We start from the raw sequence: 15,351 nt of genomic DNA on the forward strand, positions 1-15,351 counted from the left end.
CGGCGAAAGGGCGGCAAGGTGCGCCAGGAGCACGAAAGGGCTTTCACTTTCGCGGAAGCCCTTTAAACCTAGAGCAGATCCCGGTCGGGCGGATCGCCCGAACGGGCGAAGGTGCTCGCTCAAACAATAACTAGAGAATTTGCAGTGAGCGCAAGCGAACGGAAAATGCTCTAGGGGCGATGGTTCCCGGCCCCGGCTCATCAGCCGGGGCCATTTCATGACATGTGGTGGAGAGAATGGCTAACGTCGTGGTCGTCGGCGCGCAGTGGGGCGACGAGGGGAAGGGCAAAATCGTCGATTGGCTCTCGGAGCGCGCGGACGTGGTGGTGCGCTTTCAGGGCGGACATAACGCGGGCCATACGCTGGTCATCGGCGATACAACCTATAAGCTCTCGCTCCTGCCCTCGGGTGTCGTGCGCCCGAATAAGCTCGCGGTGATCGGCAATGGCGTCGTCATCGACCCGTGGGCGCTCCTTTCCGAGATCGAGAAGCTTTCCGGGCAGGGCCTCGCCATCACGCATGACAACCTGCGGATCGCCGAGAACGCCACCCTGATCCTGCCTTTCCACCGCGAACTCGACGTCATGCGCGAGGAGGCGGCGGGCGACGGCAAGATCGGCACCACCGGGCGCGGCATCGGGCCGGCCTACGAGGACAAGGTCGGTCGCCGTGCGATCCGCATGGAGGATCTGCGCAACCTCGAAACGCTGGGGCCCAAGGTGGATCGGCTCCTGCTCCATCACAATGCGCTGCGGCGCGGGCTCGGACAGCCGGAGGTGAGCAAGGACGTGGTGATGCGCGAGCTCCATGAGATCGCGCCCAAGGTGGTTCCGTTCATCGACGTGACGTGGGACCTGCTCGACGAGGAGCGGCGTGCAGGCAAGCGCATCCTGTTCGAAGGGGCGCAGGGAGCGCTGCTCGACGTGGACCACGGCACGTATCCGTTTGTCACCTCGTCCAACACGGTGGCGGCGCAGGCTGCGACGGGGGCCGGGATCGCGCCGGGGGCGCTCGGCTTCGTGCTCGGCATCGCCAAGGCTTATACGACGCGTGTCGGCTCGGGGCCGTTTCCGACGGAGCTCAAGGACGAGATCGGCGAGACGCTCGGCGAGCGCGGCCACGAGTTCGGCACGGTGACGGGGCGCCGGCGCCGCTGCGGATGGTTCGACGCCGTTCTCGTGCGGCAGGTGGCGAAGGTCTCCGGCATCGATGGCATCGCGCTGACCAAGCTCGACGTTCTCGATGGCTTCTCCGAGGTGAAGGTGTGCGTCGGCTATACGCTCGATGGCGAGCGGCTCTCGCGGCTGCCGGCGGGTGCGGATGCGCAGGCGCGCATTGAGCCGGTGTGGGAGACGTTCGAGGGGTGGTCGCAGTCCACGCGGGGCGCACGCCGCTGGGCGGATCTGCCGGCCCAGGCCGTGAAGTACGTGCGCTTCATCGAGGAGCTCATCGAGTGCCCGGTGACGCTGCTTTCGACCAGTCCGGAGCGTGACGACACGATCCTGATGAAGGATCCGTTCGAGGATTGAGGCGGGGCGCTTTGCCCTGCGCGCGGTTTCAGCGGCCGGAGACGAGGCCGCTGAAGTTTGCGAGCGTGCCTTCGGACAATTCCACCGCAAGGAGGCGCCCCCGATCGACGGGGCCCGGCAGCGTGATCTGCCCGGGCGGCACGCGCTTGAAGCCAAACCGGCCGTAGTAGCTCTCGTCGCCGACTAGGATGACGATCTTCATGCCGCCCGCGCGGGCGGCATCGAGCGCTTCGCTGACAAGCCTGCGGCCATAGCCCTGGTTCATGTATTCGGGCGTCACGGCGAGGGGGCCGAGGAGCGCTGCCCCGGGCTGGCCGCCGATCGTCACCTCGGACATGCGGAGAGCGGCAATCAGGTGGTCGCCACTGGCGGCAAGCCGGCAAAAGCGCGAAATCTCGTGGCCGGGCCCCATCTCCTCGCGTACGCGATAGGCCGTGCGCGCGAAGCGGCCGGGGCCGAATACGCGCTCGTGAAGGGCTGAAACGAGGGGAATATCCTCCGGCGCTATGGGCCGGTAGAGGACGTGAGCGAGCATCGAACGGTTTCCTGGCGAGGGTGGGGACGAGGAGGCACGTCAGCGCGCACGGCGCGGGGACAGCGCTCGTCGCAAACAACTCTCGCTCAAAACCGTGATCCGGGTGCTCATGGGGCGCGCCTTTAGCATGCGATGCCGGGCGGGTCCAGAGGCTCCGAGCCGCTTCCTGCTGGGGAGGGCAGGGATCTACCAATGCCCGGACCGGGGCTGGCCGGCCAGAATTTCACGCAGCCGCTCGCGGGCCGGTGGGGTCACCTGCTCCGGCAGGGCCTCCCAGGGAAACATGGCCTGCTCGGCAATCTCCATCGTGGGCCCGGGGACCATCTGCTGCTCCCACCCGCGCACCACGAAAAGGGCGATGTGGTCGCCCGGAAACTGGCAGTGGTTGGCGTAAAGGCCGAACAGCTCAGGAGGGCGGGTGAGGGCGACGCCCGCCTCCTCCCGCAGCTCACGGCGAAGCGCGTCCTCGAGCGTTTCGCCCCGCTCGACGCCGCCACCTGGAAAGTGCCAGCCGGGGCGATACGTATGGCGAACCAGCAGCACCCGGTTCTCGCCGTCGAGCACGACGCCTTGCGCTCCGAGCGTCAAGCCGCGAGAGTAGCGCCAGTATCGCTGCAGAGTCCTGCGGATCAGCTTTTCAAAAAACACGCGTCATCATCTCCCGCGGCACGACGCCCCTGAGGTGCGAAACCCATGACCGGCACGTTCACTCTGGCGCATCTTTCCGACGTCCATCTCGCGCCGATCGCGGGATTCCGCTTGAGGTACTGGAACACCAAGCGCGCGCTCGGCTTCCTGAACTGGCAGCGCGGGCGGCGGCGCGTACACGTGCGCGAGGTGGCGGACCGAATCGCGGCAGACGTCCTTGCGCATGAGCCCGATCATATCGCGGTGACGGGTGATCTCGCCAACCTCGGCTTACCCGAGGAATATGAGAATGCGGCGGCCTGGCTCGCGCAGCTCGGCGATCCGCAGCGCGTTTCGGTGGTGCCCGGCAATCACGACATCTACAGCGGCCGGCTCGGGGACAACACCTGCTTGAAGGCCTGGGCGCCCTACATGCGCAATAGCGAATCCTGGACGGACGACGCACCTGTTCAGTTTCCATATGTCCGTACGGAGGGGCCGGTGGCGCTGATCGGCCTGAATTCGGCCGTGCCGACACCGCCGTTCGTGGCGGCGGGACGCCTCGGTCAAGGCCAGCTCGACCAGTTCGCGCTCTCGCTCGAGCGTCTTGCGGCAGCGGGGTATATCCGGGTGGTGATGATCCATCACCCGCCGCTGCCGGGACAGGCGCGGCCGCGGCGGGCGCTCCAGGATGCCGCAGCGTTTGCGAGCGTGCTTGACCGGCACGGCGCCGAACTCGTCCTTCATGGACACAACCATCGTCAAACGCTTGCCTGGCATCGGCACTCCGGAGGCCGGATCCCCGTGCTGGGCGTAGCGTCCGCTTCGGCCGGGCGCCTGCATAACAATGAGCCGCTGGCACGTTATCATCTGATACGCCTCTGGCGTGAGGACGGCGTCCTCCACATCACCTGCGAGACGCGCGGCCTCACATCTCCAGAGGGCGATGTGACCACGATCGAGATGGCGGAGCTGATGGCGGCACCTGTCGCATGATGGACCGGATCGTGGCGTATATCCTTCGAGGCGCGGCGTTTTGGGTGCGCTCATTCGCACCGGACCCTGCCGGCATTCGTGCTAGAGTTTCGCAAAGGCGAGGAACCAGTGTTCCTGAGCTATCACACCTTGAGCGCGCTCATTCTTGCTGGATCGGAACACGGCATGATCGCGCTCTAAGTATTTGTTGAGAGAGAGATTCACGTTCTCGATGCGAGCTGAGGCGCTTGCATCTCAAACGATCAGGCTCTTCTCGTCACTCGCACCCTTCGGATTGCTTTGGAGCCTTGGCTTGCCGCGCTTCAGACGTCGTCTCGCGATCAACCTCGCGCTGCAAGGCGGAGGCGCCCATGGCGCCTTTACCTGGGGCGTGCTCGACCGTCTCCTCGAGGAGGAGGATCTCACGTTCGGATGGATCTCGGGAGCCAGCGCGGGAGCCGTGAACGCCGTGGCGCTGGCGTGCGGCCTGGCCACAGGTGGGCGGGAGGCGGCCCGCGCCAAGCTGCGCGAGGTGTGGGAAGGGGTGCACAAAGCGGGCGTGCCGGACTTCCTGCGGCTCAATCCGTTCTTCGCGGGGTTCAACAACTCGAGCACGTTCGCCCATGTAGCCGGTCTTCTCTCGCCGTATGAATTCAATCCACTCGGCTACGATCCCCTGCGGGAGCTCTTGAACGCGAGCATCGACTTCGAGAGCGTGCGCAAAAACTCTCCCGTCGAGCTGCTGATCGCGGCGACCGAGGTGGCGACGGGACGGCCGCGTCTCTTTCGCCGCGAGGAGGCAACCGTGGATGCGGTGCTGGCGTCTGCCTGTCTGCCGACACTGCACCGGACGGTTGAAATTGACGGGCGCGGATACTGGGATGGCGGTTTCTCGAAGAACCCCGATCTCGTGACGCTGGCGACCGAAAGCCCTGTCAGGGACACGCTGATCGTGCAGATCAATCCGCTCGAGCGGCCCGAGGTGCCGAAGGGCGCACGCGAGATTTCGGGGGCGGTCAACTGGCTCACGTTCAATGCTCCGCTCATGCGCGACGTGGAGATGATCCTCGCCGTGCGCGAGGCGCTGCGCGGGCGGTTTGCGGCCAAGCGTGGCCCGCAGGGGGCACTACTCGCCCATCGGTTTCACCTGATCGAGGCTGGACGCTATACGGCGACGCTTCCGGACGACAGCAAGCTCCGGCCGGACCTCGGGCTCTTCACCTATCTTCACGCGGCAGGCCGGACACAAACGCATAAATGGATCGGCCAAAATCTTGGCGCCGTGGGCCGCCGCGAGACCGCCGATCTCGCCGTGCGCTTCAATCTGAACGGCGGGCAGCCAGCGGAAGAGGGGGCGCGCGATGGTGGAGACGGTGGCGACGATGCCGTTTCGCCACGGGCGTAAGACGAGGCCATAAAGCCGCCAGCGGCCGGCAAGGAGCGACGATAAAACAAAGGCTAGGAACATTGCCGCGATTCGAGGACAACGGGTACGTCGCACGCCATGATCAGGGACGTGCAACTGCCCATCCACAGCGGACCGAAGCTGCCCACTTGTGGACGCAATATCGAGCCAGACAGCGGGAGTGCTACCAGGGCCTTCGGTGGCAGGGAGCTCAATGGAACGGAACATGAAGATATCGAACCTGGCCGTGGCGGCCGGCATTGTGCTCGCGGCCCTCTCATTTCCCGCCTATGCCGGCGGCACAGCGGCCGACGCTGGTGAGCCGGCGGCGGTTGCAGTTCCGGCGCCGGTTCCTGCGTCGCGCCCGAATGCCAAGACAGAGGAGCCGCCTCAGACCGCAGCCCCCGCCGAGGCCAATGCCGCCCCGGATGCGGATACGCAAGGCTCCGGCTGGAACGCAGAAGTTGCCACGCCGGGCGGCGTTCTCGTGCTCAATGATCTGCAGACAGAGGTTGTCCGGAAGGTCAACGGTTACTTCAATACGCTGAACGATCTCAAGGGCGATTTCGTCCAGACGACAGCCGACAACAAGCGCATGCGCGGCAAATTCATGGTCAAGCGGCCCGGCCGCTTCCGCTTTGATTACGCGCGCCCCTCGAGACAGGTCATCATTTCCGACGGTGAATATCTCGCCATCCAGGATCTCGATCTCAACAATGAGGATCGCGTCGCGCTCGACCAGACGCCTTTCCGGCTGTTGTTGCGCAAGGACGTCGACCTGATCCGCGATGCCATGATTATGGAGGTGGAGGAGTCGGATGAACGGATCGTGCTCGCGCTGCGCGACAAGAGTCCGGATGCTCCTGGATTGATTAAGCTCTTTCTGGCCAAGGCGCCGGAGCTCGAGCTGACCGAGTGGGTGACCACGGATGCTCAGGGTCTCGATACGCGCGTGGAAGTGTCGAAGCTGAGCAAGGCGGAGAAGCTCGACGCCAGGCTTTTCAAAATTGAAGCGGTCAGTTTAAACAAATTCCATCCCTGACGGCCGAGAGGTCCGGAGCAGGCAGAAAAAACGACGTTCAACCTGCGCGGGTGCTCGGTAGGAAGTTTCTAACAGCCCATGGTGCAGGCATTTCCCGGTCTGCGGAGGCCGAATCACGGCAAGTTGGGAATATCGGGGAAAAGTAAATCACTTTTTCGTGATCTACCACTTTGCCCCCTATTGAAAGCTGGCATGTTGCGCTTATGTCAATGTCACTCAGGCGAGACCACTCAAATCGGTAGCTCCCCCCGTCTAACCGAGGTCATCGTCTGGAACGCCGGCTTCCCTCCCGGCGTTGCGCGCGAAAGCGCTTGAGCGCCCAGCCCCACCCCCCGGGGTTGGGCGTTTCTCTATCTGCAATCCCGTCTCTTGTGAAGCCTTGAGTCACGTCGCGTGACTTGGCACGCGGTCGTTCGCTGTCCGCCATCAGATGAACCGGAGCTGACGGCGGCATTCAGCATGCGTTCAAGGCCTCAGTCCTATGTCGGCGTCATCCCACGCCGGCCGTTGCGCTTGGCTCTGCCGTCTGCCGACCTCTCAATCCCACGCCTGCACCTTAAGCCGGTCGCGAGACCGGCTCTTTTTTTGTCTTCCGTAGCCGTTGCTTTGAGCGCGAACATGAACGGAATCTGTCGAAACTGTTCAAAGGCCGTTCAAGCGCGATCGACCAGGGTGGACTGCAAGGCCCGCGACAATGACGCCAAGCGCTGGCCTCCGCATCTAAGGAGATTGAGATGAAAACCGCGCTTCTCGCCAAAGTATCGATCGCTGCCGCCGCGGCGATGCTCACCTTCTCGCCCGCTCTTGCCGGCCCTAAGCACCATCACGGCCACGGCTATCATCACAGCTACGGCAAGAGCCACCATCACGCGAAGAAGCATAGGCACGTGCATCGCGGGTATGGCCACCATCATCACCGCTGGCATCGTCATTGGAAGCCACGCGTCTTCGGCTGGAACATCTATCGGCCGTATCGCGGCTGGTAAGCCTGCACAACACGCCCGCCGTTACCCAGCCTGCAACTCAGGGCCGATCCCTCCGGATCGGCCCTTTTTCTGCGTAAGGGCTTGCATACCCGGTGCATTGGCGTGAAACTGGAACCGTTCCAAGGGGCGCCGGAAGACCGGCTGAGATCGCGGTGAGACCCGCGAGCACCCTTCGAACCTGATCCGGCTCATACCGGCGAAGGGATGGACACATGACCAATGCTGAGCTGATTGCCGGCTATGCCGGGCCTCTGTTCGTTGCCGTTGCGCTCGCGCTTCTGATCAACCGGCGCGTCGTGAGCGAACTCGTCACCGGCATTCTCAATCGCCCCGAGTTCATATTCTTCTCCGGCATTTTCACGCTCATCGCCGGCCTTGCCATCGTTCGTGCTCATAACGTCTGGGCGGCCGAGTGGACGCTCATCGTGACGATCCTCGGCTGGCTGTGTGTGATCGGCGGCGCCATCCGCATCATCTGGCCTCAACGCGTCACGACGCTGCGCAACGCGGTGATGGGAACCGAGAACGCGATCACCGCCTGGGCGCTCGTCGCGCTGCTGCTCGGCGCATTTCTCACGGCCAAGGGATACGCGCTCGTCTGAGTGCACCGGGCCACGCCACGATCAATCTCTATTCTGGAGCTTTTCCGATGAACAAGCCTGCCCGCACGGCGGACATGACGCCCGTCAAAGTGACGACCGGACCGCTCACCGGCTCCCGCAAGGTCTACACCGCGCCCGATGCAGTTCCCGATCTCAAGGTGCCGTTCCGCGAGATCGACCTCACGCCCGAGAGCGGCGAGCCGGCGGTCCGCGTCTACGACGCCTCGGGTCCTTACACGGACACCGCGTATGAAGCCGACGTGAACCGGGGCCTGCCGCGCATCCGCGAGGCCTGGATCACGGAGCGGGGAGGCGTGGAGACTTATGAGGGCCGCGCCATCAAGCCGGAGGACAATGGCGACGTGACCGGCCGTCATGCCGCGCGCGCTTTTCCCATTACCCATGAGCCGCACCGCGCAGCCTCTCCGGCTCAGAGCCAGAAAAGTCCGCTCACCCAGCTCGAGTACGCGCGGGCCGGCATCATCACCAAGGAAATGATCTTCGTCGCCCACCGGGAGAACCTCGGCCGCGCCGCGGCGCTCGAGCGGGCAGGGGCCGCGCTTGCCGATGGAGAAAGCTTCGGGGCTGACATCCCCGTGCACATCACGCCCGAGTTCGTGCGCGACGAGATCGCCCGCGGCCGAGCCATCATCCCGGCGAACATCAATCATCCGGAGCTCGAGCCGATGATCATCGGCCGCAACTTCCTGGTAAAGATCAACGCCAATATCGGCAACTCCGCCGTCACTTCCTCCGTTGAGGAGGAGATCGACAAGATGGTGTGGGCCATCCGCTGGGGCGCCGATACGGTGATGGACCTTTCGACCGGGCGCAACATTCACACCACGCGCGAATGGATCATTCGCAACAGCCCGGTGCCGATCGGCACCGTGCCCATCTACCAGGCGTTGGAGAAAGTCGGCGGCGATCCCGTGAAGCTTTCGTGGGAGGTCTACCGCGATACGCTGATCGAGCAGTGCGAGCAGGGCGTCGACTATTTCACTATCCACGCCGGCGTGCGCCTGCGCTATGTGCCGCTCACCGCCGAGCGCGTCACCGGCATCGTCTCGCGCGGTGGCTCGATCATGGCCAAGTGGTGCCTTGCCCATCATCGCGAGAGTTTCCTCTACGAGCGCTTCGATGAGATCTGCGACATCATGCGGGCCTACGATGTCTCGTTCTCGCTCGGCGACGGCCTCCGGCCCGGCTCCATCGCCGACGCCAACGACCGCGCCCAGTTCGCCGAGCTCGAGACGCTGGGCGAGCTGACGCGCATCGCCTGGGACAAGGGCTGCCAGGTGATGATCGAGGGCCCTGGCCACGTGCCGATGCACAAGGTCAAGGTGAACGTCGAGAAGCAGCTTCAGGAATGCGGCGAGGCGCCGTTCTACACTCTCGGACCTCTCGTCACCGACATCGCGCCCGGCTACGACCACATCACGAGCGGCATCGGCGCGGCGATGATCGGCTGGTTCGGCACCGCAATGCTCTGCTACGTGACGCCGAAGGAGCATCTGGGGCTGCCTAACCGCGACGATGTGAAGACCGGCGTCATCACCTACAAGATCGCGGCGCATGCGGCCGATCTCGCGAAGGGCCATCCTGCCGCGCAGCTGCGCGACGACGCGCTCTCGCGCGCCCGCTTCGAGTTCCGCTGGTACGATCAGTTCAATCTGTCGCTCGATCCCGATACGGCCCGCGCGTTCCATGACGAGACGCTGCCTAAGGAAGCGCACAAGGTGGCGCACTTCTGCTCCATGTGCGGCCCCAAGTTCTGCTCCATGGAGATCACGCGCGAGGTTCGGGACTATGCATCGAAGCTGAACGAGCGCCAGCAGGGCATGCAGCACATGAGCGAGAAATTCCGCGATCTCGGCGCGGAGGTCTATGTGCCGAAAACCTGACGTTAAGCTCACGGAGCGGCTTGCCGGCAAGGGCGGCGAATCGGGTGTAGGATCGGGTGGTCTTCTCCGCAATTGCGAGGGCTCGTTCGATGAAGAGCGACCGTCTCCTTCTCCTGGGTGCCGCCATCCTCCTTGGTCTGCCACCTGCTGCTGGGCCCGCCCAAGCTGCCGGGGCTCAGGAGCTCTCGAAGGACATCATCGCCGTCCAGATCCGCAAGCAGGGTTACGAATGCAAGAACCCTGAAAGCGCGGAGCGCGACACCAAGGCTTCCAAGCCTGACGAGGCGGCCTGGATCCTGAAATGCGAGGGCGTCACCTACAAGGTTCAGCTCGTGCCGAAGCAGGCGGCCAAGGTGGAGCGGCTGCCGGAAGAAGCGCAGGACACGAAGCAGGAAGCCGCGCCGCCCGATGCCGGAGCCTCATCAGCCACTAAATAAAGTTCGCCGTCTCGTCGGTCTTTAATCAGCTGCGGCCGCTGCCTGGGGTTTCGCGATCTCCGCTTCGATGGCATTCACGACCCGCTCCGAATTCGGTGCCGTCTGCGAATAGAAAGACGTTACGAGGCGTCCGTCGCGGCCTACGAGATATTTGTGAAAGTTCCACTTGGGCGCGTTCAGCCAGCCGGACTCGTTCCGCGCCCACTTGTAGAACGGGTGCGCGCCGCTGCCCGAAACCACCGTCTTGTCCGCCAGCGGGAACGTGACGCCAAACATGCCCTCGCAGAACTCCTTGATCTCGCCGGCGGCCTTCGGCTCCTGCGCGCCGAAGTCGTTCGAAGGCACCCCGATCACAGCGAAGCCTTGCTCCTCGTATTCGGTATGCAACTCCTGAAGGGCGCGGTACTGCTTGGTGAAACCGCAGAAGGATGCCGTGTTCACCACCAGCAGCACCTTGCCGCGAAAGTCTGCGAGCGGCATCGGCTTGCCGTCGATGGACGTGAAGGAGAAGTCCCAGGCTGTGGTCGCGGTGCTCATGGTGTCTGCTCCGGCGGCAAAGGTCACCCCGCAGACGGCCATGATACTGACGAGCGCCGTCCTTGTGGCCTTGGCTAGCTTCATGCGAGCCTCCTCTTTTCCGGCCGAGCACCGGGATTCCTATCTCAGGGAGGCTCGGCGAAAGCGCGGGAGCGTCCGGATCTCCGGCGGGGTCAGATCGCCCCAACGAGCTTTGCAATTCATGGCGAAGCATGGCACGCTTCGGTCAGGTTTCAACAACTGAAAGGAGGTGATCCGATGTCGAGTGGGATCTTGAGGACGGCGATGTCGCGATCGCTCGGTTTCAAGGCGGATCTGCCTCTCGAGGCAGCCTGAAGCAGACGATAGCGGCACGACGCAACAATCGTCGGCAACGCCGCCCGAAAAACATCTCACGGGGGCTGCTCGAAGAGCGGCCCCTTTGTGTTTTCTACTGCAGGTCCGACCGGTGCACCGTTGGCAATCACACCTCGGCAAGCCGCAGCTTGAACCGGTCGAAATCATCGTAGCGGCCTATGGAGATGCGCGGGAGCGCGAAACGGTTCGCTCCGCGCCGCCAAAGCCGGCCCCCGAGCGCCATGGCCGAGACGAGCCCCGCGTCCGAGACGATGGCCTGCACGGCGGCCGTGTGATTGCCGTTGGGGTAGGCGAAATGCCGGACGGGCCTTCCGGTCCAGTCTTCGAGCAGCCTGCGCGACTTCCGAACGCTTGCTCGAGCGTCGGCAGAGGGAATCCGGTCGAGCAGACTGTGGCAATGACTGTGGGCCGCAATGGTGATCCAGTCGCTCTTCGCGAGTTCTTTCAATTGCGCAATCGATAGCGGCTGGAGGGGCTTGAACCGGCCTTCTCGACGGGGCGGCGCCTGTGCGATGACGGCAGAGGTAAGCGCCGGCCGATCTGCCGGCGGCGCGCGCTTCAGCGTCTCGAGAATTTGCGAGATGAGAGCCCATCGCGCGGGTCCAAGATCGCGTCCAACCCGCCACACGGGAAGTCCCGCTGCTGCAAGATCGATCGTGAAGGCCCCCTCTGCCTGTAGCGCGTTCATCACCGTATCGAACCAGTACGGCTGCCCGCTCTCGATCTCACCTGTCGCGATGTAGAGGGTGACCGGAATGCGCAGATCCTCGACGAGCGGCAGTACGCCGTCGAAAAGCCCCGTATCGCCATCATCGAACGTTACCACGGCGCGCGGACGTCCGCTCCGCGCGCCGTCATCCGCGAACGCCTCATCAAGGCTCACAATGTCATAGTGCGCACGGAGAAACTGCATCTGGCGCACGAAATCGCGCTGACGCACCGCGGTCCACACATCGATCTGCTCATGGTCCGGGCGCAGGGTATGGTAGCAGAGAACGGTGATCGGCCGTCCTCTTTGCGCGTGCGCCATAAGGAGCGCGTAGAGAGGATCGCTGGCCAGAATCCGTCTGGCAAGCTGTCGTGGTGCGATCGCTCCGTAGAGGTGCAGCGCGCGGCCCCCCGGTCGGGACCTGACGCGGAAATCGTCTTCTTCAAGGGCAGAAGCTAGCTCTGCCTGGCCCATCAAGGTGTCTCCGTAGACGGTTCCGTTAGAAACAGGCCCGCAAGCTTCCGGACCTCCGTGTCGATACTGTGCCGATCGCGGGCGCGCCGGTGAGCAGCGGCACCCATACAGGCGAGCTCATCCTTGGAGAGCCCCATGCTGTCTTCCATGACTCTTTCAAGAGCCTCCGCATCGCCGGATGGTACCAGCCAGCCCACCTCTCCCGGCACCACGAGCTCTGGAATGCCCGCGATATAGGTCGTGATGACCGGGCGGGCGAGCGCCATGGCCTCCATCAAAACAACCGGCAGGCCCTCCTGCAAGCTGGGTTGCACGATTGCATGGCTGGCGCGGATCTCCTCCCGCACTGTCTCGCCACCGATCCAGCCTGTGATGCGCACCCGATCCGTAAGCCTGAGATGGCGGATCCGGTGCTCGATCAAGCTTCGCAACGGCCCGTCGCCAGCCAGCACGAGACGCGCTTCGGGATAGCGTGCCGCGATGTGTGAAAAGGCATCGAGCAGGATCAGGTGTCCTTTCTCGGCGCTGAGACGCCCGATGCAAAGAAACCGCGGTGCGTCGGGGAAAGGGGTAGTGCCGGGCTCGGCGAAGGATGCGCCGTCGAGGCCGCAATGCACCACGTGGATCTTGGACCAGTCTTCGGGCGGTACATGCCGCAGGAGCTGGCTGCGGGTGTAGGAGCTGATGGCGACCGCGAACTTGGCGTGATGCACCTTCCGATCGAGATGCAGGTATTTTCCATCGTCGGCCTCATCGGCGCCGTGCACGGTGAAGCTGTAGGACGGCCCGCCGAGAAGATGGAGCAGCAAGGCGACCTCAGCCGAGTTCGTGCCGAAGTGGGCGTGCAGATGCTCGACCGGCGTCTCGCCAAGAAGCTCCTTCAGGCGGCAGGCGTGCGCCAGATAGACGAGATGATAGGGCAGCGGGCGGATCGAGCGCCTGGACATGCCGACCGCCGCCCGGAGCGCTCGAAAGAAACGCCGCGGCTCGGCTAGGCAGGCGCGCATGGCGGCGGCCGCAAGGGGCATCAGTCCGCCTTCGAGCAGATAGCGGGTGCGCGCGCGCTCGGCCCTGTCAAGCGGATCGACCAATTCGCCGTCCCATCCGCGGAGCGCAATCCGCTCCACGGTGAAGCCAAGCCGCTCTGCCGCCAGGATTTCGCGCCGGATGAAGGTGTGACTCACCTTCGGATACTGATTGACGAGATAAGCGACGCGGGGTCCGCCGCTGCCCGCTCCAGGCGCGGCGACAGCCTGCGGCGCCGGGCTTGTCAGCTCCCTCTGCAAGTCTTCGATCACGCTTCGCTTCCTGGAATCCAGCTGCCTCGGCAATTTAGGCAATAGTGCCTATTCTCATCAGCGGATAGAACATGATGCGATTGCTATTAACGCGGTTCGCCAATCCGACCCGCTGACAAAGAGAGTGACCGCAAGCCCATGCCGCTGCTTCGTTTCGACCTCATCGAAGGCCGCTCGGACGCCGAGATCCAGGCCCTGCTGGACGCCGCCCACCGCGCCATGCTGGCGGCTTTTGCAGTCCCCGAGCGCGACCGCTACCAGATCGTGCATGAGCACAAGCCTTCGCGCATGATCGTGGAGGATACGGGGCTTGGAATTCCGCGCACGGACAAGGTGGTTCTGCTTCAGGTCACGACGCGGCCGCGCGGGCGGGCCGCTAAGGAGCGTTTCTACCGGCTGCTGGTCGAGGAGCTCGAGCGGAGTTGCGCCATCCAGCCATCCGACGTCATGGTGTCGATCGTCGAGAACACGGACGAGGATTGGTCCTTCGGACATGGGCGCGGCCAGTTTCTGACCGGGGAGCTTCCCGGCGGGGGCAAGGGCTGAGGGCCGCCGCACCTCACGCTCCGGCGTAGAAATTTGTACCCGCTCACGCATTAACGACGAATTTCCTCCATCTCACCGCAATTGTGCCCATAGTGGCGTCAGTTGCGCGCGTATCAGGGGAGGTTAGCGTGTTCAGTCGCGGCTCAAGTTCCGATCCCGGCCTGCCGAAGCCACCGAGCCCGCCGAGTGGGCTGGAAAGCACGCCGATACCCGCCAATGGACGCGCATCGCCCTTCGGGGCCGCCTCGGTCATGGGCGCGTCGGTGATCGGCACGGACCTTACCATTCTTGGCGAGAAGATCACGATCATCTCGCAGAACCGCCTGCAGATCGACGGCGATATTCGCGGCGACGTCACCGGTAAGCAGGTCGTCATCGGCGAGGATGGCTCGGTCATCGGCACGGTGTGCGCCGAACAGATCGAGGTTCGAGGCGGGGTGCGGGGCGCCATCAAGGCGCAGTCCGTGACGCTTCACCCGACCTCGGTCGTCGAGGGGGATATTTTCCACCAGACCCTCGCCATTTCCGAGGGCGCCCAGTTCGACGGTCGCGTGCGCCGCGCGAAGGATCTCTCGGAGATCGCACCCAACCTCGACGTCAGCACCTATCCGGCGCCGGTTGCGCCTGTCACAACCGGCTGAACCGGCGGCCCAGGAAAACGTGTGAGCTTGGAGACGGTGTCCCCGTCTTCAAGCCGGCCGCACCTCGCGCTCCACTAGACTGCTTCGGGGGAGGGCTTGGCTCTCCGTCAGAACGGCCTGCGCCCGACGCTGTTGGCATCGATGCAGGCGATGTGGACGCGGTTGTCATGCCCGATGAACTGGCAGACGTTCCGCTTGAGGTTGGGGTTATTGCGAACGGCCGCCGCTGAAACCTTCATCCCATATTCGCGGGCCACCCGTGCCACCAGATCGTCCTGGCAATAGGGCGTTGCGATCGGGGAGCCGTTCACGATCTGGTTGCCGTTCACACAGCGTATGCGCGCCTCGGCCGGCCCGGCGGAGAGCGTCAGAATTGGGACGAGCACGAGGGCCAATGCTGCGCCGGCGTGACGGACCCTGGGAGGCCCCCGGCGGACGCGGTGAAAGGCACGGCGCTGTAGCATGGACAATCTCCGGAGGCGGTCTCGCAACTTCGTCATGGCTTCGTATCGAGGTATGCAGGCCGCCAAGGAAAAGCAACGAGAGAGGTAACACTCGAGATCCGCGGTTCCTCCTGGCACCGCATCGTATGACACAATATTGCCGTATTTACAGACGCTTCGACGACCTCTTTCATAACGTGTCTCCTGCGGCGCGCCGTCGCAGATATTGCGCTGCAGCATAAAAAGAGATGTAAAATCAAAGCGAGTCATAACGACGTCGAACGATGTTCAGCGTTGATCGTTG

Annotated in this window: 16 protein-coding genes and 1 riboswitch; of the genes, 10 read left to right on the forward strand and 6 right to left on the reverse strand. The window is 64.0% G+C overall.

The features are described from left to right. Positions 1-236 precede the first annotated feature (236 nt). Positions 237-1,529 (forward strand): adenylosuccinate synthase, encoded by a 1,293-nt coding sequence (locus V7P99_RS09010; protein ID WP_333794472.1) that lies wholly within the window; start codon positions 237-239, stop codon positions 1,527-1,529. Between the two features lie 28 nt (positions 1,530-1,557). On the opposite strand, the gene V7P99_RS09015 is transcribed toward V7P99_RS09010, so the two are convergent. Beyond that, complete coding sequence (locus V7P99_RS09015; protein WP_333794473.1) at positions 1,558-2,064, reverse strand: GNAT family N-acetyltransferase; 507 nt, start codon at positions 2,062-2,064, stop codon at positions 1,558-1,560. A gap of 186 nt (positions 2,065-2,250) precedes the next feature. Further along, positions 2,251-2,712 (reverse strand): NUDIX domain-containing protein, encoded by a 462-nt coding sequence (locus V7P99_RS09020; RefSeq protein WP_333794474.1) that lies wholly within the window; start codon positions 2,710-2,712, stop codon positions 2,251-2,253. 45 nt (positions 2,713-2,757) lie between these two features. Between V7P99_RS09020 and V7P99_RS09025 the strand changes: the two genes are divergently transcribed. The 7 genes from V7P99_RS09025 to V7P99_RS09055 all read left to right on the forward strand — a co-directional run bounded on the left by V7P99_RS09025 (position 2,758) and on the right by V7P99_RS09055 (position 10,042). Then, the gene (locus tag V7P99_RS09025) at positions 2,758-3,687 is read left to right on the forward strand and encodes a metallophosphoesterase family protein (RefSeq protein WP_333794475.1); all 930 of its coding nucleotides are present in this window, start codon (positions 2,758-2,760) and stop codon (positions 3,685-3,687) included. 292 nt (positions 3,688-3,979) lie between these two features. Beyond that, on the forward strand, positions 3,980-5,071 hold the full coding sequence (locus V7P99_RS09030) for a patatin-like phospholipase family protein (RefSeq protein ID WP_333794476.1): 1,092 nt from the start codon (positions 3,980-3,982) through the stop codon (positions 5,069-5,071). A 226-nt stretch (positions 5,072-5,297) separates the two neighbouring features. Further along, complete coding sequence (locus V7P99_RS09035; RefSeq protein WP_333794477.1) at positions 5,298-6,113, forward strand: LolA family protein; 816 nt, start codon at positions 5,298-5,300, stop codon at positions 6,111-6,113. A gap of 734 nt (positions 6,114-6,847) precedes the next feature. Then, positions 6,848-7,099 (forward strand): hypothetical protein, encoded by a 252-nt coding sequence (locus V7P99_RS09040; RefSeq protein WP_333794478.1) that lies wholly within the window; start codon positions 6,848-6,850, stop codon positions 7,097-7,099. Positions 7,100-7,211: 112 nt separating this feature from the next. Then, positions 7,212-7,321, forward strand: a riboswitch (TPP riboswitch). After that, positions 7,312-7,701 (forward strand): hypothetical protein, encoded by a 390-nt coding sequence (locus tag V7P99_RS09045; protein ID WP_333794479.1) that lies wholly within the window; start codon positions 7,312-7,314, stop codon positions 7,699-7,701. (Overlaps the previous riboswitch by 10 nt.) Positions 7,702-7,748: 47 nt before the next feature. Further along, the gene (gene thiC, locus V7P99_RS09050) at positions 7,749-9,605 is read left to right on the forward strand and encodes a phosphomethylpyrimidine synthase ThiC (protein ID WP_333794480.1); all 1,857 of its coding nucleotides are present in this window, start codon (positions 7,749-7,751) and stop codon (positions 9,603-9,605) included. Between the two features lie 89 nt (positions 9,606-9,694). Further along, positions 9,695-10,042 (forward strand): hypothetical protein, encoded by a 348-nt coding sequence (locus V7P99_RS09055; RefSeq protein WP_333794481.1) that lies wholly within the window; start codon positions 9,695-9,697, stop codon positions 10,040-10,042. A gap of 21 nt (positions 10,043-10,063) precedes the next feature. On the opposite strand, the gene V7P99_RS09060 is transcribed toward V7P99_RS09055, so the two are convergent. From V7P99_RS09060 to V7P99_RS09070, 3 genes are all read right to left on the reverse strand, one after another. Continuing rightward, a complete protein-coding gene (locus V7P99_RS09060; RefSeq protein WP_333794482.1) occupies positions 10,064-10,663 on the reverse strand; it encodes a glutathione peroxidase in 600 nt (199 codons plus the stop codon). Positions 10,664-11,042: 379 nt separating this feature from the next. After that, positions 11,043-12,119, reverse strand: a complete 1,077-nt coding sequence (locus V7P99_RS09065; protein WP_333794483.1) for a polysaccharide deacetylase family protein — start codon at positions 12,117-12,119, stop codon at positions 11,043-11,045. Beyond that, on the reverse strand, positions 12,119-13,417 hold the full coding sequence (locus V7P99_RS09070) for a glycosyltransferase (protein WP_333794484.1): 1,299 nt from the start codon (positions 13,415-13,417) through the stop codon (positions 12,119-12,121). The genes V7P99_RS09065 and V7P99_RS09070 overlap by 1 nt, the downstream gene beginning before the upstream one ends. A 138-nt stretch (positions 13,418-13,555) precedes the next feature. Between V7P99_RS09070 and V7P99_RS09075 the strand changes: the two genes are divergently transcribed. Both V7P99_RS09075 and V7P99_RS09080 read left to right on the forward strand, forming a co-directional pair. Continuing rightward, complete coding sequence (locus V7P99_RS09075; RefSeq protein ID WP_333794485.1) at positions 13,556-13,963, forward strand: tautomerase family protein; 408 nt, start codon at positions 13,556-13,558, stop codon at positions 13,961-13,963. Between the two features lie 128 nt (positions 13,964-14,091). After that, a complete protein-coding gene (locus tag V7P99_RS09080) occupies positions 14,092-14,604 on the forward strand; it encodes a bactofilin family protein (RefSeq protein WP_333794486.1) in 513 nt (170 codons plus the stop codon). Between the two features lie 107 nt (positions 14,605-14,711). On the opposite strand, the gene V7P99_RS09085 is transcribed toward V7P99_RS09080, so the two are convergent. Beyond that, the gene (locus V7P99_RS09085; protein WP_333794487.1) at positions 14,712-15,068 is read right to left on the reverse strand and encodes a hypothetical protein; all 357 of its coding nucleotides are present in this window, start codon (positions 15,066-15,068) and stop codon (positions 14,712-14,714) included. Positions 15,069-15,351 lie beyond the last annotated feature (283 nt).

This window comes from Hyphomicrobium sp. (assembly GCF_036780825.1).
In the GTDB taxonomy this organism is placed as follows: domain Bacteria; phylum Pseudomonadota; class Alphaproteobacteria; order Rhizobiales; family Hyphomicrobiaceae; genus Hyphomicrobium_C.